This window comes from Streptomyces sp. Ag109_O5-1 (assembly GCF_003814875.1).
In the GTDB taxonomy this organism is placed as follows: domain Bacteria; phylum Actinomycetota; class Actinomycetes; order Streptomycetales; family Streptomycetaceae; genus Streptomyces; species Streptomyces sasae.
On the sequence record NZ_RKQF01000001.1, the window covers coordinates 3,979,672 to 3,999,621 of the forward strand.

The 19,950-nt window shown below is 70.7% G+C and carries 14 protein-coding genes; 5 read left to right on the forward strand and 9 right to left on the reverse strand.

All coding sequences use genetic code 11. The annotated features are described in order from the left end of the window. Positions 1-487: 487 nt before the first annotated feature. Positions 488-4,570 (reverse strand): carboxypeptidase regulatory-like domain-containing protein, encoded by a 4,083-nt coding sequence (locus tag EDD90_RS17985; protein WP_260327912.1) that lies wholly within the window; start codon positions 4,568-4,570, stop codon positions 488-490. Between the two features lie 587 nt (positions 4,571-5,157). Between EDD90_RS17985 and EDD90_RS17990 the strand changes: the two genes are divergently transcribed. Continuing rightward, positions 5,158-6,186 (forward strand): LuxR family transcriptional regulator, encoded by a 1,029-nt coding sequence (locus EDD90_RS17990; protein WP_260327913.1) that lies wholly within the window; start codon positions 5,158-5,160, stop codon positions 6,184-6,186. 813 nt (positions 6,187-6,999) lie between these two features. On the opposite strand, the gene EDD90_RS18005 is transcribed toward EDD90_RS17990, so the two are convergent. After that, a complete protein-coding gene (locus tag EDD90_RS18005; protein WP_260327914.1) occupies positions 7,000-7,800 on the reverse strand; it encodes a serine hydrolase in 801 nt (266 codons plus the stop codon). 61 nt (positions 7,801-7,861) lie between these two features. Beyond that, positions 7,862-8,197, reverse strand: coding sequence for a hypothetical protein (locus tag EDD90_RS18010; protein WP_185149134.1), 336 nt, complete (start codon positions 8,195-8,197; stop codon positions 7,862-7,864). Positions 8,198-9,269: 1,072 nt separating this feature from the next. Between EDD90_RS18010 and EDD90_RS18025 the strand changes: the two genes are divergently transcribed. From EDD90_RS18025 to EDD90_RS18040, 4 genes are all read left to right on the forward strand, one after another. After that, positions 9,270-9,527 (forward strand): DUF1330 domain-containing protein, encoded by a 258-nt coding sequence (locus EDD90_RS18025; protein WP_221305111.1) that lies wholly within the window; start codon positions 9,270-9,272, stop codon positions 9,525-9,527. Continuing rightward, a complete protein-coding gene (locus EDD90_RS18030) occupies positions 9,524-9,745 on the forward strand; it encodes a hypothetical protein (RefSeq protein ID WP_260327915.1) in 222 nt (73 codons plus the stop codon). Before EDD90_RS18025 ends, EDD90_RS18030 begins: the two co-directional genes overlap by 4 nt. 126 nt (positions 9,746-9,871) lie before the next feature. Next, on the forward strand, positions 9,872-10,432 hold the full coding sequence (locus EDD90_RS18035) for a glycoside hydrolase family 25 protein (RefSeq protein ID WP_123974003.1): 561 nt from the start codon (positions 9,872-9,874) through the stop codon (positions 10,430-10,432). A 58-nt stretch (positions 10,433-10,490) separates the two neighbouring features. Beyond that, positions 10,491-11,168, forward strand: coding sequence for a Crp/Fnr family transcriptional regulator (locus EDD90_RS18040; protein ID WP_260327916.1), 678 nt, complete (start codon positions 10,491-10,493; stop codon positions 11,166-11,168). Positions 11,169-11,177: 9 nt separating this feature from the next. Here EDD90_RS18040 and EDD90_RS18045 read toward each other — a convergent pair whose 3' ends face one another. The 6 genes from EDD90_RS18045 to EDD90_RS18075 are packed head-to-tail and all read right to left on the reverse strand — an operon-like array spanning position 11,178 to position 19,799. Beyond that, positions 11,178-12,917 (reverse strand): hypothetical protein, encoded by a 1,740-nt coding sequence (locus EDD90_RS18045; protein ID WP_123974004.1) that lies wholly within the window; start codon positions 12,915-12,917, stop codon positions 11,178-11,180. After that, positions 12,914-14,077, reverse strand: a complete 1,164-nt coding sequence (locus EDD90_RS18050) for a protein phosphatase 2C domain-containing protein (protein WP_123974005.1) — start codon at positions 14,075-14,077, stop codon at positions 12,914-12,916. The genes EDD90_RS18045 and EDD90_RS18050 overlap by 4 nt, the downstream gene beginning before the upstream one ends. Position 14,078: 1 nt before the next feature. Further along, complete coding sequence (locus EDD90_RS18055) at positions 14,079-14,759, reverse strand: hypothetical protein (RefSeq protein WP_123974006.1); 681 nt, start codon at positions 14,757-14,759, stop codon at positions 14,079-14,081. Between the two features lie 41 nt (positions 14,760-14,800). Then, positions 14,801-16,603, reverse strand: a complete 1,803-nt coding sequence (locus EDD90_RS18060) for a hypothetical protein (RefSeq protein ID WP_123974007.1) — start codon at positions 16,601-16,603, stop codon at positions 14,801-14,803. Next, positions 16,600-18,936, reverse strand: a complete 2,337-nt coding sequence (locus EDD90_RS18065; protein WP_185149135.1) for a hypothetical protein — start codon at positions 18,934-18,936, stop codon at positions 16,600-16,602. Before EDD90_RS18065 ends, EDD90_RS18060 begins: the two co-directional genes overlap by 4 nt. After that, positions 18,933-19,799: a hypothetical protein gene (locus tag EDD90_RS18075; protein WP_123974009.1), complete on the reverse strand. Its 867-nt coding sequence runs from the start codon at positions 19,797-19,799 to the stop codon at positions 18,933-18,935. The genes EDD90_RS18065 and EDD90_RS18075 overlap by 4 nt, the downstream gene beginning before the upstream one ends. Positions 19,800-19,950: the final 151 nt, after the last annotated feature.

The window sequence follows — 19,950 nt, forward strand, 5'->3', positions numbered from 1 at the left end:
GCCTGTGAAGGCATCATGCGGAACGGCCTTACGGGAGGGCCCTCCCGACACCGCCCGACCGCGATGTCGCCCCCGGGAGAAAGATGTCGAGGTCCGCTCCGCCCCCGGCAGTTCCCGCGGCGCCGAGTCGAAGCAGTTCGCTCTCGTACCCGCCGAGCCGAGTCGGCAGCGCACGTGAGGGACAGACGTGCCGCACGGTTACAACGACGGCGATACGAAGCGCCTGCGCCGCTGCACCGGGCTCGCGCACGCCCAGGCACAGCAGGTCCTGAAGGACCGGGCAGGCAGAACCGGGTGCCCCCGAGAGAGGCGGCGAGCTTCTCGACCCGGCGCGTGCTGACACAGGTAGGCGGTGGCCCACCGAGATCCAAGGGGGCGGGATATCGGCAGGTTCTCGGAAGCGCGCTCCTTGCGCCGGGCCCTGTACCGAAGGCCGGGGTGGGTCGCCCCTGTTCGGGAGCGTCCCACCCCGGCTATCGGTCGTTCTCTACTTTCTCTTGAGGGTGAAGTTCTTGGTGACGACGGACTTCTTCTTGATCTTCACCGTCGCGACGGTGGGCTGGAAGCCGTCCTTGGCGACGATGACGGTGAGCGGGTTGTTGCGGACGTCGAGCCACAGGGCGTACCCGCCGTGGGTGTCCGTCGTCAGCGTGTAACTCGTGGCCCAGGTGTCGATCTGGACGGTGGCCCCGGCGATCGGCGCGGTGCCGCCGTCCGCGGTGACCCCCAGCACGGTGCCGGTGATCTTGCCCCAGGTCTTGGGCGGGGCGACGTCCATCTCCACAGGGAGACTGGGCACGGCGTACGGGGTGTCGGAGCTGACGGACAGCTTGGCGGTGAAGGCTCCCGGCTGGGTCACCTCGGCCACGGAGGCGTCCAGGGTGATCGTCACCTTCGAGCTCTTGCCTGGCTGGAGGGTGAGCTGCTGCTCGCTCTCGCTGAGCCAGCTGACGTCGACCGTGTCTCCCTGGTCGTAGCCCGGCAGCACCTCAACCGTCGTTGCGGGGGTTGCGAGCGCGACGCCGCCGCCGACCTTGAAGAAGCCGAGCGCACCTCCGCCGCGGTAGGTGGCGGTGTCGGCGTTGGGCAGGGCGGTCCAGGTGCCGGCCTGCGGGTCGAAGGCGAAGGCCTGGTTGGTGATGCTGTTCTGGGTGACGCCACTGGCGGTGACGAGCAGGCCGTTGGCGGAGGTGTAGGCGGAGCCCCAGAGGGTGATCGGCAGGTCGGCGACCTGTGACCACGCGTTGCTGGCGGGGTCGTAGACGTAGGAGTGCTTGTCCTCGCTGTTGCCGTTCAGACCGCCGGCGCAGTAGAGCTTGCCGCTGATGCCGGCGCAGGAACTCCAGGAGATCGACTCCGGGTAGTCGGCCACCGTGGACCAGGTGTCGGCGGCCGGGTCGTAGGCGGTGACGTCCGTGCTGCCGCAGGATTCCGCCCCGCAGCCGCCGACCACGTAGAGCTTGCCGTCGAGCACGGCGTTGCCGGAGCCGGCGTGGGGCTTGGGCGAGGCGGCGCCGGTGGTCCAGGTGTCGCTTCCCGGGTCGTAGATCTCCAGCTTGGAGTCGGGGTCGCCGCTGGGTCCCCAGCCGCCGACGGCGTAGAACTTGCCGTCGATGAAGCCGTGGGCGGGATCCTCCCGGGTGTCCGCCGCGCCGGCCAGCTTGGTCCAGGTACCGGCGACCGGGTCGAGGACGTACATGTCCTTGGTGTCGGCGCTGCCGTTGAAACCGAAGGCGGAGTAGATCTTCCCGTCGTTGGTGGCGACAGCGTTGTCCATCAGCTTGACCGGCAGGTCGGGGGCCGCCTGCCAGGCGTCACCGGCGGCTCCCGGAGCCACTTTGGCGGTGGTGCCCGCGGCGGCCGCGGCGGCCTTGCTCGACAGCGGGGAGTAGGTGCCCTTGACCAGCTTCAGCGGGGCGCCGCCCGCGGACTCGATGCTGAACCCGCCGGGCTTTTCACCCAGTTTGACGGTGGCGGCCGCCGTGCCGGTGTTCTTGACGGTCAGGGTCTGGGTGGTCTGCTCGCCCCAGCCGACCGACGCGGTGACCGAGGTCTTGTCGAGCGTCAGCTGCCCGGCGCCGAGGGCGAAGTCCGCGCCGACCGCACTGTCGGCCGCCACCTTCACCGTCTTGTCGAGGCCGGTGTAGTGCGGCTTCGCCGCGGTGAAGCCGTGGCTGCCGAGGGAGGAGAACAGGGCGTAGACACCGTCGCCCAGAGCGGGGTCGTCGGGAGTGGCGAGGGTGACGGTGCTCTGCTTGTCGTCGTCCTTGTTCGTCACGGTGGCGCCGACCAGGCCCGTGGCGGTGTTGGCATCCGTCACGGTGCCGGTGAGCAGACCGCCGGGCAGGGGCGTGACGTGGCGCTCGCCGACGAAAACGTTGTCGACCTTCCACCACCAGCCGAACGAGCCGGTGAAGTGGAAGCGCAGCTGCACCGATGCCTTGCCGGCGTAGTCGGTCAGCGGGAGCTCGACCTTCTGCGCGCCGAAGGTGGTCTCCGTGGCGGACCAGAGACTGGTCCAGGTGGCACCACCGTCGGTGGTCACGTCGACGCCCGCGCTCTGGCCCCCGATGGCCGAGTAGTCATTGGCGAAGGCGATCTCGGGTGCCGAGTTGTCGGTGAAGTCGTATACCGGGCTGAGCAGTTGCGAGTCCTGGTACGCGCCGTTGCCGTAGTGGTCGCTGTCGACGATGGCGAACCCGCCGTCGCCGCCGGTGGTGTTGCCGCGTGAGCCCGGGTCGTCGAAGGCCCAGCCGCCGGTCGTCCCGTCGGCGTTGACCACACTCCAGCCCTTCGGGGCGGAGTCGGTCGAGTCGAACGTCTCGGTGGTGCCTTCGTCATGCACCGAGTAGCCGGTGGGCGCGGTGGCCCCCCACGGGTCGACCGGGACCGCGACGTTCAGACTCTGGTCGGAGTCCGCGACGGTGATCTTCTTGGTGGGCGACGTGTAGCCGGGATAGGCGCTGGTCACGTGAAGGGTGTAGTCGTGGCCCTGGGGCAGCTTCAGGTCGAAGGCGCCGGTGAGGGGGTCGGTCCACACCGGGCCGCCGGGGACGCCGTCCGCGGTGATCTTGGCGTAGAGCGGCCAGCCGTGGCCGGAGCCGTCGGTGACCTTGCCGGAGACCGTCCGGCTGGGGACCGGGGTCAGGGCGAAGTTCTTGGTGAGGGTGTCGCCGTCACCGAGGGACACGCCTGAGGCGGTGCCGGTGGCGTAGCCGTAGGCTTCGACGGTGATGTCGTAGCTGCCGACCGGCAGGACGAGCGAGTAGGTCCCGTCGGCAGCGGTGTGCGCGGTGCCGCCGCCCTGGGTGGTGACGGTGGCTCCGGCGACCGGCTTGCCGGTGCTGTCGTCGGTGACGGTGCCGGAGAGCTTCCCGTGCGGGCCGCTGCGGAACGCGGCGAGTCCGTCGGGGGTGCCCAGGCCGGTCGGGCCGTCGTAGCCGGCACCGGCGGTGCACAGGTACGCGGGGGTGCAGGTGCCGTTGTCGCCTGTGGTCACGTCATTGAGACCGGTACCGGAGGCGTACGGGTAGGAGTTGGGGTACGTACCCGCGACGGGGGTCCCGGCGGCCGCGTACACAGCGGCGATGATCGGAGAGGCGGCGCTGGTGCCCCCGTACACCTGCCAGCCGCCACCGCCGTAGGTCTGGTAGACCGCGACGCCGGTGGCCGGGTCGGCCACGGCGGAGACGTCGGCGACGGTGCGCTTGTCGCATCCGGTGTCCGTCTGGAAGGCCGGCTTGGGCTCGTAGAGGGAGCAACCGGACCCGGGGCCCAGGCCGTTGCGGTTCCAGACCGACTCGGACCAGCCGCGTGCGGTGCCGGAGTCCCGGACCAGTGAGGTGCCGCCGACGGAGGTCACGTAGGGGGAGACGGCAGGGTAGGCCACCCCGTAGTCGCTGTCACCCGAGGAGGCGACCACAGCGACACCGGGGTGGTTGTAATGGGCGTCGTACGTCGTCTCGTCCGGGGTCTCGCCGCTGCCCGGGGTGCTGCTGTAGTTGGTGCCGTAGGAGTTGGAGACGTACTTGGCACCCAGCGCGACCGCCTGGTCGACAGCCGCCCCGAGGTCCTCGAAGCTCGGCTGGTCCGCCTCGACGAGCAGGATGTGCGCGTTCGGCGCGGCCGCGGAGACCATATCCAGATCGAGTGAGATCTCGCCGGCCCAGCCGGAGTCGGGCGCGGGGTAGTCGGTGCCGCCGCGCTGGTCGACCTTGGTGAAGCAGCCGTTTGCCGTGGTACAGGCGGGCAGCCCGTACTGCTCGCGGTAGACGGCCAGGTCGGCCTCGGCGCTGGGGTCGTCATAGGCGTCGACGATGGCGATCGTCTGGCCCGCACCGCCGTCGGCGGGAAGGCTGTAGGCGCTCTGCAGGTCGGCGGCGCCGTAGCCGCTGGGGCTGACGGAGGCGGCCAGCAGGCCCTTGACGGCCTTGGTGTCGGTGCGGCGCAGGGCGAAACAGGCGGCCTCGCCCTTCTTGGGCGTGGAGCAGGAGGGTTCGAGGGCGACCTTCTTCTTGGCCGAGGACGCCGAGGCGACGGATGGGGGCGCCGCGTGGGCCGGGATCTGCATGCCCAGGACCGTCATTGCGGCGGCACTCAGGACCGTCAGGCAGGCGGCGGCTCTTCGGCGTAAAGCTGAACCGGTTCTCGGTGAGAGGCGCAAAACGTTACTCCTCAGTCTGCATTGCAAGGGTCGACCCGTATGCGGTTCCCGGTCGACGGCGGATACGGGTGGCCGCATTCGCCACCATCAATTGGCGTACCCCGAAGGGCAATTGACAATAAACGCCGTGTTACATGTACATGTCGTTGGATCGAATCCGCACAAGGGGACTGCGATCCGGGTCGGAAATTAATTTCCATGCCAAAGAAACCCCGCCGCTAAAATCAAAAAGCGTGGGGCCTATTTCTGCACGGTAATGATTTCCAGTCGGCTGCGGGCGGCCGGGGACCGGGGCGCACACTCTGCGGCGGCCACGGGAGTTGTCGGTCCGGACATGTGGTCAGAACGGAGATCACCGCACCGGTGACCTGCCATCATCCTGATCTCGGCAGCCTCGCCTGACAAGATCCGCCGTCTGTGGGCCCGCGCAGTTGCACACTTGCGTAGCATCGGCGTGAACCTCGTTCCGATCTTCCGAGGAGTCGCTGGTGGACGTGTCCTCCCCAGATGCGTTGTGGCCAGGCACCGGCCTGGGCGCCCTCGCCCGGCAGGCACTGGAATACCTGGTCGGCCATCCGGACGCGGACGAGGACGCGGTCGCGGCAGGGATCGGCGTGCCGGCCCCGGCGGCCCGGACCGCCCTGCGGTCCCTGGAGGCCGAACTCCTGGCCGTACGCGTCAGGGAACGGCCCACGCGCTGGAGTGCCAGCCCGCCCCGCTCCTCGCTGGGCGCCCTTCTCGCCCGTAGGCGGCAGGAGTTGGCCAGGGCAGAGCTGTACGCGGAACAGCTCCACGAGGTCTATCGCACGGCCCCGGGCCGGCAGATCGCCTCGGACCTCTTCGAGGTGGTCGAGAGCGATGAACAGGTCGGCGCCCGCTATGCACACCTTCTGAGAAGCAGTCGGCAGGAGGTCCTGCACTTCGCGAAGCCGCCGTATGTGACCTCGCGGATCGCCCCTACCGACGCTTCCACCGCGGCGGGCGCCACGGTCCGTCCCGGCGTCCGGCTCCGGTCCGTGTACGACAGCGACGGAATCGCGGACGACGGATGCCTGGAGACGGCCCTCGGGGGCAACGCTACGGAAGGGGAGTTGCGGCTCGTGCCCGGACTGCCCATGAAACTCGTCATCTTCGACGGCGTCGCGGCGATCATGCCGCTGCGGCGGGACGATCCCGCCGCGGGGTCACTTGTCGTGCACTCCTCGACACTGCTGGACGTACTGACCGCCCTCTTCGAGAGCGTATGGGAGCGTGCGGTGCCCCTCTCGCTGGAAAACCGGCCCGCCTCGCCCACCGCGAGTGCCGAGAGACAGGATGGCGCTCTCCACAGTCGGACGCGGGACATTCTTCGCCTGATGTCCGCCGGAATGAAGGACGATGCCATCGCGCGTGCCTTGCGGCTCAGTCGCCGGACCGTTCAGACCCACATCAGCGATCTGGGTAGACAACTGGGCGCACGGACCCGTTTCCAGATAGCCCTGCTGGCCCAGGAACGCGGCTGGTTCGGGGATCCGGAGGATTGACGTGCCCCCGCCCCGAAGGACTTTGCCGGCGGATGCGGTGACCGCTCTCAGGCCGGATCACAGCCCGCGAGTCGGCCCAGCCCGGCGGGGATGGGTGACCGATGGCGCGGCAGGCACGGTCTTCCGTTGTGATGATCAGCGAACTCGACACTCCGTGATCACCGGAAGCGGTGCCTGCACGCGCATCCGCCGCCGTCACGAACCGCCCACCACCGCAGACTTGGGGTGTCGGACCCAACCGACGACATCGGGCCGACCGCGAGAACGACGGAGCCCCGACCGCCACCGGCCGAAAATCCCCCGAGAAAACCCCACTGATCGATTCGGTCAAGAAAATCCCGGCAAACCCGCATGCCCATGGGCTTGTCGCGTCCGCCGCCCCCTACCCCGTCAAGTGCAAGGAGACGGCGCGGGGTGGGCTGGCGGTGAACATCATCGAGTGCTGAGGGGATGGGCCCCGACCAGCGCGTTCGCGTCTTTCGGCGCTGTCGGGGCCTTCCCCGCTCACCTGGCGGAAAGTCCCCGGGAAGTCCCCATGAAAGGAGCTCTTGACCTGCCGTTTCGCAGCATGTGATCAACACCGGATACGCCGCTCACCCGCCACCGGACGTATCAAATCGATCCCCTGAATCCATCCGAGGGGTATCAATCGATACATGGACGCTGTGGAAAACTCGCGCCTGGAACAGCGGCTGGCCGGCCTCTCCCCCACATTCACGACGGCGCAGGCGCGCGGTGCTGTTTCCACAGATCAGCGCCGCGCGGCACGTTGCCGCGTCCGGCCCGAAGTGGCTTGTGCCGCGCCACGCTGCTTCATCCGCTTTCCTGGGCAAATGCGCGAAGTTCGCCTACTCCCGCCGCATCCGTGTCCTTGATGGATCCGGAGAGTCGGTGAACGACCACCCAGCGGCCGTCGGGCAACCCTCCAGCGAAGATCCTGGATTTTCGGGTGGCACCGTTGTGGTAGGTCAGCGGCAAACCCCCGACCCGGCGCCAGGTGAGCGCCGGCTCACCGAGGGTCTTGTCGACGAGCAGTCCCGTGAGCAGGCGGGCGGCTGTACGCGTGCTGGCCCACATGCCACCCGCGGGCAGGATGGCTCCGGTCAAGTCCCATGGCTTCACGGGGCGGCCGAACCAGCTCGACGCCAGCAGACGCTGGTCCGCGGGTGGCCTGGCGGTCACCGCCCCCGCGGGCAAGCCGAGAGGCACGAGCACGTGATCGCCGACCAGTTCCTCGTACTCCTGGCCGGCAGCCGACATGAGCGCAGCGCCAAGCACGGCGTACCCGAAGTTGGAATATTCCTCGCGCTCGCCCGGGCTTGCGGTGACCAAGCTGTCGAGACGACCCACGAACTGTTCGAGCTGAGTCTGCCTGAAGTCCCTGTACGGGTTGAACAGGCCCGTGTCAGGAGGCAGCCGCGGAAGGCCGGAGGTGTGGTCGGCGAGGTGTCGAAGGGTGACACCGGTACCTGCCGGCGCGCCCAGCCACCGTTCGACCGGGTCGTCGAGGGAAACAACGCGCTTCTCGGCAAGCACGGCAAGCACGGTTCCGGTCAGTACCTTGGTGAACGAGCCCAGCTCCGCGTACGCGTCGGGATCATGCCCGCCGGTCACACGAGGAGCATCGAGGTGACTGCCGATGACGCAGGTGGGAGGGCGTCGCACGGAGAGCCTTTCAGTCGGCGGAAGCGGCTGCTACCGGTTCGCTGTCATGTGCCGCACTGCTTCCAGTCCCGTCCGCCGCTGTTTTCTCCTTGCGGCGTGTGCTCAGCTTTCGCGCTGCCTGCAGTGCGCGGGACAGTTCCGGCGACAGGAAGACGAGGTCACACGCGATCATCGTCAATGCGAATCCGGTGAGCCCCATGAACAAGCCGATGGAGACGTGGAAACCGATGGATGCGGCAGCCGCCCATGGGCGCAGGGACCCTACCACGACTCCCATGGGGAAATAGACGAGAAAGATGACCGTTGCATAGGCGCCGAAGTACACCAACAGGTCATTGTTGTACACGAACTGCGAAATTCCGGGGAATTCGACCGACCCCGCTCGGGCCCGGGACGGAAAGCGGCCGGTGTGGGCCTACGCCCACGTATCGAACAGTACGCGCCCGGCTTCACAGAAACCGTCGTCGCCAGCCGCGGTATCAGCGCCCGCGACTACGAGGCCCCACCACCCCAACTACGTCGGCGGGGACATCAACGGCGGTGCTGTGCCCCCGAAGCCGAGCGTGCTCCGCCCAGCCCCCGGGTGAATCCCCACCGCAGCCACTCCGCGGCGTGTACCTGTGCTCCGCATCCACACCGCCAGGACGACACCAAGCCTCGCCTCCTGACCAGATCGCCCGCACCCGTCCATGAGGTGGCGGGCGCGACAGACCGCCGAGGTCCCTCGTCCACGGGCTGTGCGGCCTGGGTACGTCGCTCACCTTCCCAGGCCCGGGTCCCACACGGCCGCGGGCCGGAAATGCGTTAACGTGCCAGCCATGACGGCTGATGAACGTGAAAACCCTGGCACCGAACAGGAGTTAGCGGCGACTCCTTGGAGCTGGGGGGGCCTGGGCCCGGTCGGCGGGTTCCTCTTGACGCTCTCCGGAATCGGTCTGCTCCTGTGGGGATTCCTGGGCCGGACAAGCTCCAGCCCTTCACTGATCTACCAGGCCGCGAAGGTCGCGGCGATCGGCCTGGTGGTCACCGGTACCACTCTGGTGGCGCGCCGACGCGACTCGTCACGACGTCCCGACGCAGAGACAGAGTCTGCTCCACGGTCGTGATACGTACCGGTCCGAGCCGGAGATCTGGCTCGCGTCGGCGGCGCCGTTGCAGCAGCTCACAGTCCTGGCCGGACCCGTCGCCGGGTCCACCCCGAAATACGGCCACCGACGTCGTTCCCTTCCTGGTCGAGGACGAACTCATCAAGCTCGGAGGCGTCTACTCCAAGGCCGACGACTGGCAGCCGTACGTCCTGCAGGACGGTCTGCTGATCACCGGGCAGAACCCGGCCTCCTCGGCTCCCGCGGCCTACGCCCTGATCGAACTGGTCAACAAGGGCAGCGTGCGCCTACGTCGTCGTGCTCCGCGAGCGTGTGACCGACCTGGCTCTCTACGTCGGCTCGGCCCGGGCGGCCCGGACAGGCCACGAAGTGACACCGGTCGTCGGATACGGGGCGATCGAAACCCTGGAGGGCGCGCCGTTCGACGGGGTGCTGATCCATCGTCTCCCCAGCGTTGCGGACGCCCGGGCCTGGTACGAGAGCCCGGCCTGCCAGACGGCGCTGCCCCACCGCCAAGCGGGTGCGGACTACCGCGTGTTCATCGTCGGGGCCTCGCAAGACGCCAGGTGAACAACGGCTACGACACGTCGTTCTACTCCGCGAACCACTACATCCTGATCATGACGGACGCCTACAACATGTCACCGGCGATCTCCTCGACCGGTCCGACCGACGCCGAGGTCGCGGCCCGGCTCGCACTGCTCGCCGCCGACCGCGCCGGCATCATCACATCAGACTGGTCGACCAAGTCGGCGGCCGTACGGAGCGCGGTCTCGGCCCGGAGCTGACCGAGACCGACCGAGCCGGACAATTCACGCGTCCACGCGGATCCTCCGTGCCAGGCTGGGGAATGGGGAATACGGAATGCACAGTTCCAGCATCACTCCCCCACTGGCACCCAGGGAGCCCCCCACATGCTGCACGGCATCGATGTGAGCGCGTACCAGTCCGCCACCTACGACACGGACGGCCTCTCCTTCGTCTTCATCAAGGCGACGGAGGGGCGTTCGTACGTCAATCCCAAACTCGCCGCCCAGACCAAGACCGGGCGCGACGCCGGACTGGTCGTCGGTTTCTACCACTTCCTCTGGCCCGGCAACCTCACCGCCCAGGCCGAGTACTTCGTCCGGCACGCCCCCGAGAAGCCCGGCGAGATCCTGGCCGTCGACTGGGAGACCACCCCCGAGGGCACCCACGCGACCAACGCCGAGAAGGACAGCTTCATCCGGAAGGTGAAGGCGCTCCGGCCGAACAACCGGGTGATCCTCTACACCAACCGGAACTACTGGCTCACCATCGACACCACCTCCTACGCGGGCGACGGCCTGTGGATCGCCGACTACGTGAGCGCCGGTCACCCGCGCATCGAGGCCGACTGGCGTTTCCACCAGTACGCCAGCGACCCGCACGACAAGGACGTGGCGGACTTCGGCGACGAGGCGGACCTCAAGTCATGGGCGAAGAAGGAAGATTGAGCCTCCATGGCGGATCCGGCAGGTTTCGGGGCGGTGCGCCGGGGCCACACTGTGAACCGTGGTGACCAGCCCGGCCCCCTTCTGGGAGGCCCTCGACTCCGGTGACCGGGCGGCGCTGCTGCGGGCGGCGACGCAGGTCCCGCTCGCCGCCGACCGGCAGTTCCTCGCCCAGGGCGAGGGATCGGACCATCTCGTCGTGCTGCTGCACGGCTGGGTGAAGGTCGTCGCCCAGTCGCAGGCCGGCTACCGCGCCCTGCTCGCACTGCGCGGCCCGGGCGAACTCCTCGGCGAACAGGCCTCGGTGGAGAACGGCCGCCGCTCCGCGACCCTGGTCACGGCCACCGCCGCGGACCTGCTGCACCTTCCGGCCAGCCGCTTCCATGTGCTGGCCCGAGCCCGCCCCGGCATCGCCGCGGCCCTGGAGCAGACCCTGGTACGACGGCTGCGCGAGGCCGACGCCCAGCGCGCCGGCATCACCGAACCGGTCCCCGCCCGCCTCGCCGCCCTCCTGCTCGACCTGGTGGAACGCTGCGGCCTCCCGGAGCCCGGGGGGCCCGGCCGCCGGATAGGGCTCAGTCTCTCCCAGGACGACCTGGCCGGACTGCTGCTGACCTCCCGGCGGACGGTCAGCCGGGTCCTGGAACAGTGGCGGGCGCAGGGCTGGATAGTGACGGGACGTCAGACGCTGGCGGTGCGGGCGGTGGACCAGTTGAAGGTGCAGGCGTTCGGCGGGTGAAGGACCCGGTCAGCAGGATGTGTAACTCACTCCGCCCTTCGGTGCCTTGAGGATGCGGTAGCCGTCGGTGTCGGTGAGCTGGTAGGTCACCGTCCAGTCGTCGCAGGTGTCGTCGGTGCTGCCGGACGGGCCGTAGCCGGCGGCCTGGTGGCTGCGGAAGTTCAGCGTGGCCATGGTGTACCCGCCGTCGGTGGTGAGGGCGCTCAGCATGAAGCCGCTGTCCCGGGTGGTGGACATGACCTTCTTCCACTGGGCCCTGCTGGAGCTGGAACCCAGGTCGACGGCAGCGGAGTTCGGGTCGTAGTACTTGAGCGCGTTGTCGTAGTCGTGTTCGTTGATCGCGCCGAAGAACTTGGCGAACATCGTGGCCACGTCCTCGGCCGCCGGGTCGTCGGCGACCTGGGAGTAGTCGACGGTGGCGCCCGTGGTGACGGCCTGGTCCGGGGTGGGTGTCGGGGTGGGGTCGTCGGTGGTGGGGCCGGTCGGGCCGGGGGTGTCGGTGGTGTCCGAGTAGGGGCTGGCGGACAGCGTCGTGGGCGACCCGGAACCGGAGCCGCCGGTGGGGTGCATATGGGTCACCGCGTAGCCGCCCACCCCGCCGACCAGCACGGCCGCCAGCAGCCAGCCGACCACCTTGCCGCCCGCCGACGAGGGGGCCGGGCGGCGCAGCGGCGGGGCCGAGGCGGGCGTCGACTGGGCGAACCCCGCGGCCGGCGATCCCCCCGTGGGCGGCTGCGCCCCGGTCCGCGCCTGCGCGCGGGGCTGACTGGTCTGGGTCTGGGCCTGTGCCTGGGCCTGGGCCGCGCGGAAGGCCTGGGCCGCCTGGGCCGCCGCCTGCTGCTGCCCGGCACGGTTGTGCGCCAGCTCCAGCGGCTTCAGCCACTCGATGAGGGCGGGGCGGCGCACCGGGTCCAGACTCTGGGCGCGGGAGGCGAGGTTCGCCAGTTCGGTGGAGACGGCGCGCAGCGGGACGAGGTCGGTGCTGTCGAAGCTGCGGCTGAAGATCCGGGCGGCGAGCAGCCCGAACTTCCAGGAGTCGGAGGCCGGCGTGGCCTTCTGCTCGGTGTCGGGCACCTCCCAGTCCGGCGTGGCCACCTGATCCAGCACGTCCCGGCCGAGGCAGCGCATGGAGTCGCAGTCGATGAGCAGACAGCGGGCCTCGCCCTGCGGCCCCTGGAGGGTGAACAGCACGTTGTTGGGCGAGAGGTCGCCGATCACCACCTGGCGCCGGTGCAGCCAGTCGAGGGTGCGGGCCAGGTCCAGCAGCAGTTCCAGGCGCCGTACGTCGTCGACCAGCAGGCCGATGCGGGTGGCGTAGGCGTCGTCGTTGAGCAGGTACTGCATCGCCTGCGGCTTGGCCTCGTTGAGCGGCGGGATGCGCACCTGGTACGACGCGGGCACCCGGCCCATCAGGAAGCCGACGACCTCGGTCCCCTGGTTCCGGGACGGCACCGGGTCCTGCGGGTTCGGTCCCCTGTACACCAGCACGGTCGGCCAGGTGAGCCGCTCGTCCAGGAAGGCGCGCTCGCCCGGGGTGAGCCGCTGGCGGAAGCAGACCATCTCGTACAGCGCGTCGGCGGAGTAGACGACGTTCTTCCGGTACTCCTTGTAGACCAGGGTCTGTCCCGGGAACAGCCCGGCCGGGTCCGGCACTCCGTAGACGATGCCCTGACCGCCGTCGCCCAGCCGTTGGGCCTGGTAGGCCCCGAGTTTCTCGGGCAGCACCCAGGGCACCCGTACCTCGGTCATCGTGGCCCTCCCCGTGGCCACAGGGCCAGCAGTGTGCGGTCGTCGTCGAAGGTCTCCCGGTAGAAGTCGAGGGTGAAGGCGAAGGCCAACGGCGGTATGGGGGTGGTTAGTTCGTTGGTGAACAGGTCGGCCACCCGGCCCCGGCCGTCGCCGACCGGGTCGCCGAAGCCGTCCGTGCCGACGAGCAGCACCATCCCCGGGTCGAGGTGCACGGCCCGGGGCCGGATGTCGGCCGGCACGTACGGCAGGGGCTGTACGGCGGAGGAGACCAGCCCGTCGGAGCCGAGCTCCTTGCCGCCGGACAGCCCGTACAGCTGGCCGTGCTTGATCGCCCAGACCCCGGAGTCGCCCACCGACACCAGCGCGACCTGCACGCCTTCCGGGGTGGGGGTGGCCGCCCCGGCGACCAGGGTGGTGGCGAGCAGGTCGGCGGTCTCCTCGACGGTCGCATCTTGGCGGCGCAGCAGCCGGGCGGCCTGCTCGCGCAGCTGCCAGTGGACGGTGCCGAGGAGCTTGCCCCAGTCGGTGACATGGCCGCCGCTCGCCCGGACCTGGTCGAGGAGTTCGCCGACCGCGCTGCGGCAGGCCAGCTGGGAGCCGATGTGCGGCTGGCGGGCGTCGGAGACGCCGTCGGCGACGGCGAACACCACGGCCTTGGAGATCTCGTCGTAGGCGGCCGCGGCATCGTCCTCGCGGGGGCGGCCCTCGGCCCGGTGGGCGTACCCGCGGACCGAGGCGAGACGCAGGTCGAGTGCGTCGGTGGACCAGCCGTCACACACGGTGTCCGGGCGGTACGACAGCCCGCCGGCGGGCGGCCGGTAGGTGAAGCCGGGGGCGGCGCCGTCGATGAGGATGGGCTGCCAGGGCTCGTCCAGGTCGCCGGCGGGCGCGGGCGGCGGAGCCGGTGCGTACTGCGGCCCGGCACCCGGCAGACCCGCGCGGCTGGTGGGGGCGCCCGGTGGCCAGCCGCCGTCCCTGTCGACGTCGTACACCGAGTCGCCGTGCACGGAGTTGCCGTGCCCAGCGTCCGGTCCGCCGGGGCGGCCCGTGCCGGGGGCGGCCGGCGGGAACAGGGCCGGCGGCGGCCCGGGCGGCGGTGGCGGTGACCCGTACTGTTCGCCCCGCTCCTCGCCGGAACGCCGGCTCGGGAAGATGGGCATCTCAGATCACGTCGATCGCTACGGTGAAGCCTTCCGGCTTGTCCACCACGAGCTGCGGGGAGGCGGAGCCGAGCGAACGGCCAGAGGAGATCACGCTCTTGGTGAGCGCGGTGCAGAACTTGGCGATGGCCCCGCCGACGTCGACGCCCTTGTTGGCGACGAACCCGAACTGCGGCTCGGTGGCGACCTGGTTGATGGTCTGCGCGTCGGCGTCCACGATCCCGCAGGCGATGATGTTGGGCGCGCCGTGGGTGACTTGGCGGTCGGTGAGTCTGCGGTGGGCGTCCTGCCAGTCCTCGCCGCGGTTGGGCAGCCCGTCGCTGAGGAAGAACACGGCGGGCCGGTGCACCTGGTAGCCCTCCCGCTTGAGGTCGGCCACGTCGTTCGGTATGCGGTTGATCAGGTCCTCGAAGGCGGCCAGGTAGCTGGTCATGCCCCGGGTGCGCAGTTCGGGGAACTCCCCCGCGCTGCGCAGGTCGACGAGGTGGACACGCTCGACCACGTCGTCGGAGAAGCCGAGCACCGAGAAGCGCACCTTGGCGGCGGCCATGGGCTCGCCGAGGAGTGCCTGGTGCAGTGAGCGCAGGCCGTCGTTGAGGTCGTCGATGTGCTCGATCATGGAGCCGGACTCGTCGGCGAGGACGTAGATGGGGAGCAAGTGCCCCCGGTTGCTTTCCACCATCGTCTTTCCGTTTCTGGCGAGTTGGGGAGCTGTGGGTCGGGTCAGTAGGCGTCCTCGGCGCGCCGGAAGCCGTCGGGCGGGTTGACCGAGAACTGCGGGTCGCCCGCGGCGATCCGGCGGCCGTAGCCGACGACGCTGTCGCGCAGGAACACCGCGCAGCTGTGTGCGGCGGAGACGGCGTCCTGGTGCGGCGGGGCCATGAACCCGAACTCGGGCCGGGTGGCCACGGCCCGCACCGCGAAGGTGTGCGCGCGGCCGACGCCGAGCGCGATGACGTGCGGCGCGGCCGGGTTGCCGGTGGCGTCGGTGAGAGCCCGGTGCGCGGCACGCCAGTCGTCGGTCTCGTCGGGCGCCCCGCCGGTGACGAAGTACACGATCGGGCGCAGCACTTGGGCGCCCTGCGCCTTGACGACGCCGACGTCCTGGGCGACGACGGTCCGCAGCTGCTGGAAGGCATGGCCGTACGACAGCCCTTGGCGGCCGGTGAGGATCGGGGTGCGGGTGGCGGTGGTCACCGTCTCCAGCTGGAGCCGGGGTTCGGTGGTGGCGGCCATGCCCAGCACGGAGAGCCGGATGCCCGCCGACACGTCCGCGGCGGCGGCGAGGGCCGCGTGCAGGTCGCTCAGGCCGCGGTTGAGCTCCTCGATGCAGTCGGGCGCGGACTCGTCGAGGACGAGGTAGATCAGCGCCGCGTAGGCCGGCCGGGCGACCGGGGTGACCTGGGTGGGCGTGTAGGCCGGGGCGTACGGCGGGGACGGCGGCTGCGGGTACGGAGGCTCCTGGTACGGCGGTTGGAGGTGGGACTGGGTCTGGGTGGGGCCGGAGGCGGCGGCCGAGGGGAGCTGGGCGGTGGGCGCGTCCCAGGGGCGGGCGCCGGGCAGCTGGGGTGTGCCGGCGGCGGGCAGCTGGCCCGCCCCCGCGGCCCGGCCGACCACGTCGGTCAGCAGCTGCCGCATCACCTCCAGGTCGCCGGCCTGGACCAGGTTCTTGTCGGCCATCGCCTGGAACAGGGCGAGCGCACGCTGGTTCTGCAGCTCGGCGGTGGCGAAGCGGGCCTCCTCCAGCTTGCGCAGCATCTCGAAGGCGCCGGCCGCGTCCTCGGGGTGGGTGTTGAGGTACTGGCGGATCAGGCCCTCGCTGTCGATCCGGGTGCCCTCCAGGGCCTTGGCCTGCCGGGCCGCGGCCTCCATCTGCAATTCCTGCTGCTTGGAGTCGAGTTGCCCCTGCCGTACGACGGCTCCCATGTTCGGCGTGTGTTCGGCCTGACCGAGCGTCTCGCGCCGGCCGGCCTCGATCAGGGACTCCAGGTAGGCCTTGGACCTGGCGTCAGGTGCGACGGTGACCTGGCAGCCGTAGATGATCAGGCCTTCGGCGAGCAGGACCTGCTGGGCGCACTTCTGGTTGAGGAACATCTGGAGGCCGAAGGAGTCCTCGATCGCGAACCGCTGCCCGGCCGCGTGGAAGAGGCTGGTGAGGTAGCCGTGGACGACGGGCAAGGCGTCGTCGATGCCGGAGCGCACCCAGTTCTTGGCGCCGTCGAAGCCGTCGATGCGGAAGCAGAAGTCGACCCGGACCTCGAAGGCGTGCACACCGTCCCGGGAGACCAGCGGGTTGCGGCCGAGCACGGCGCTGCGCTGCCGGGGCCGCAGGTCGACCTCGTAGCGGGTGCGGTATTTGGAGAAGACCTGCTGGGACGGGGTCATCGGGCGGCCGTCGAAGCACTCGACCTCGCCGGCCGCGGTGGCGTAGACGACCGCGAGGTGCGGCTGGGTGGCCTTGGTGGGGCCGACCGCCATGCGCGGCACGGGTTTCCGCTCGGCGATCAACGAGACCTGCTCACTCACCGGGCACCTCCTGACTGAGTGGATGCGGCTGCCTTCAGGGCGGCGCCGAGCACCGCCGCCGTGCGGGGCAGCGGGCGGAACCGGTCGCGGTCGGTCCAGTGGCGGGCGTAGCGCTCCAGGAGCAGCGCGGCCCGGGGACTGCGGGTGGCGACGTCCTCGACGAGGACCCGGACCATGTCGTCCAGGAGCTGAGGGTCGGCCTCGGCGCGGGCGGCCCAGGCCTCCAGCACCCCGCCGGCCTCGTCGGCGAACAGCTCGCCGTTGATCACCTCGGCCCACAGGTAGCCGAGCAGGCGCCGCAGTTCATGGCCGGGCGGGGCGTCGGCGGCCAGCCGGAGCAGGGTGGGGCGGCTGCGCCGGGCGCCGGCGGTGCCCGGCTCGTCGGTGACCAGGAGGTTGGCGAGCATCAGGAAGACCAGGTGCCCGGAGGGGCGGCTGGCGCTCTCGTGGGACATCTCGGCGATGGCCCGCAGCACCACCGCCGCATGCGCGTCGACATCCTCCTCCAGGAGGTCGGCGAAGGCGTCGCCGATCTCGATGGCGACCTGGATGTGGTCGACGGTGCCCAGCCGGGTGAGCGCGAGCACGGCCCCGGACAGATCGGTGCCGCCCAGGCAGAGGCCGTAGGCGCGGGCGGCGGCCGCCTCGAACTCCCAGTCGGTGCTCATGTACCAGCCCTCGACCAGCCCGCGCACCCCGGGCCGCAGCGCGGGGCGGCGCAGGCAGACCCGCAGGGCGTAGGCGACGGCCTCGCGGCGCAGATAGCCGGTGGTCTCGTCGCGCACCCAGTCCGGGAAGACCTGGGTGGCGACGTACTCGAAGGACTCGGTGGCGATCAGCCCCAGCGCCGTACCGGCGTAGCTGCGCACCTGCTGCGAGCGCCGGTCGACCAACCCGCCGAGCCAGCCGATGAGTTCGTTCTGGATGCGGTACTCGGACCACACGTGCCGGATGATCCGGGCCGGGTAGTCGGGGTTGCGGTACTCGGCGACGGTGCACGGCAGCCAGCCGAAGTCGCCGAGGGTGAGGGTGGCCACGGTCCGGGCGCGCAGCTTCTCCGCGAGCAGCCGGCGGGACTGGCTGAACGGGTCCTGGCGCAGCGGCACCGGACCGGTCTCCACACTGGCGGTGAGGACGCCGCGGTCGCTGCGGAACCGGTCGAGCAGCGCGCTCGCGCCCATGGCGACATGCTCCTGGGGCAGCCCGCCGAGTACGGCGAGGGCGATCGCCTGGGTGCGCAGCCCGGTCTCGCCGAGCCCCTCGAACCACTCCTCGGGCCCCTCCCCGCCGGTGTGGTCCATCCGGGTGCGCACCCGCTCGGGGTCGATGGCGCCGCCGCCGTGCTCGTGCGCGAGCACCTCGGCGAGCCGGGCCGCGTCCCGGCAGGCGGCGGCCGCGTCGAGGAGTTCCTCGGCGAGGTCACCGATCCCGGCGGCGGTGAGCGCGCCCTCGGCGTCGTCGTCGCCGAGCCGGTGGAAGAGGTGGGCACGCAGGACGTCGGCCAGGATGTCGGGCCGGGCGATGCGCTGCACGTACTCGCCGACCCCGCGCCCGAGGTCGGTCTCCGGACCGGCGATCAGCACGAGATGGGCATCGGCACGCAGCAACAGGTCTTCGAGTCCGTCGAGCTGGGGTCCGCGCAGCTCGGCGAGGTCCGTCGGACGGTCCACCAACAACCCGGCGCCGCTGCCGAGTTGCCGCAGATCGTTGAGCTGGGTCAGTTCGGCGACCGAGTCGACCTGGTAGAAGCGCTTGGCCTGGGCGGCTATCAACAGCCGTACGGCGGCCGCGTGTTTGCCCGCGCCTGCCGGGCCGCGCAGCACGACCGAGCGGCGCTGCCAGGCGTCGGCGACGACGTCGTCCCAGCGGGGCGGGGCCTGGAAGGTGTGCCGTACGGTCTCCACGGCCTGGGCGGGCAGGGTGCGCAGGACGAGCCTGCGGTCCTCCCCCACATTGATGACGATCTTGTCGCCGTCGAAGACGTCGCCGCCGATGCGTCCCCAGGCCGAGCGCAGCAGCCCGGCCCGCAGGCTGCCGGCGCCGGCCCGGCCGGTGGCCTCACTGGCGCTGCCGCCGGCACCGACGCTGTTGTCGGGAGGCGCGGCGGCCCCCGGCTGGCCGGCACCCGGCGCCGCGTGCCCCGCCCCGCCGTCGCCGCCACCGGCCGGGGCCGAGGAGCCGGCCGGACCGGAACCGGCGGCACCGGCGGAGGCGGCGGACCCGGCAGGTGCGGGCCCGCCGCCCGCGGGAGCGCCTCCCCCTGCGCCCCCGGCGCCCGCGGGAGCCCCCGCGCCGCCCCCTCCTCCGGCCCCCGCCGCCGGAGGGGTGCTCATGCGCCGTCCTCGGGAGTGCCGTCGGCGCCGTACTCGACCTTACGACCGTTGACGTAGTCGCCCTTGATCTCGATGAAGTCCCCGCGTACGGCCATCGCACCGTCACCGACGGCTATCTGACTGTCCGTTATCTGGTACGGCACAGGCGACGGAACCGGGCTCCCCAGTTCGGTCCCGCCGCCTGCCGCCCCCGCGGACCCGCCCGTGCCGGGAGCGTCCCCCGGTCTCGCTCTCTCACGTGGCGGTTCCCCCGAGTCCGCGGGGAGTCCGGGCGGTGCCGGATAGCCGGGCACGGTGACCCAGCCCCGGCACGGTTCGCCGTGCTTGGTGACGAAGTCGGCCGGCAGGTAGGCCGCCGGGTCGATCCCCGGGTAGCGGCCCAGTACCACCCTGCGGTGGAGCTCGTCGGAGACGACCAGCACCATCCGGGCCCGCCCGGCGCGGGCGAGCACCTGCTTGACCGGTCCCGCGTCCACCAGCCGGGCCAGGTCGTTGATGCCGGCGCCGGTCCAGCGCTGGCCCCGGCGGATCACCAGCCCCTGGTTCAGGCCGACGCGCAGCCGCATCCGGTGTTCGTGGTTGAAGGTGTCGCGGTGCCGGAGCAGCGCGTCCTCCATGCCGCGCACCAGCTCGCGCAGCAGCCTGGTCGGCCGGGTGTCCGGCGGCAGTAACAGCAGCATGCCGTCCCCGCGGTCCTGCGTCAGCTCCTCGTCGAGCGGGAGCCCGGCGCCGGCCAGCGCGAACTCGACCACGTGGTACAGCTCTTCGTGCAGCGTGGCCTGGGTGGTCTCCGGGCGCAGGCTGAAGTCCTCGATGTCGAGGAGCACGATCCAATAGCTGAGCGGATCGTCCGGAACCACCATGAGCGACCTCCCGTGCCGACGCGGGACCCGTGGTGCGCCCCGCGCATATCTGGATAGAACCTGCTCCCGGCAGTGTCTACGCCATCTGGCGCACAGTGCCCTGATCTCAACGGCTTCGCCAAGGTTTCCGACATAACGTCACACAGACGCG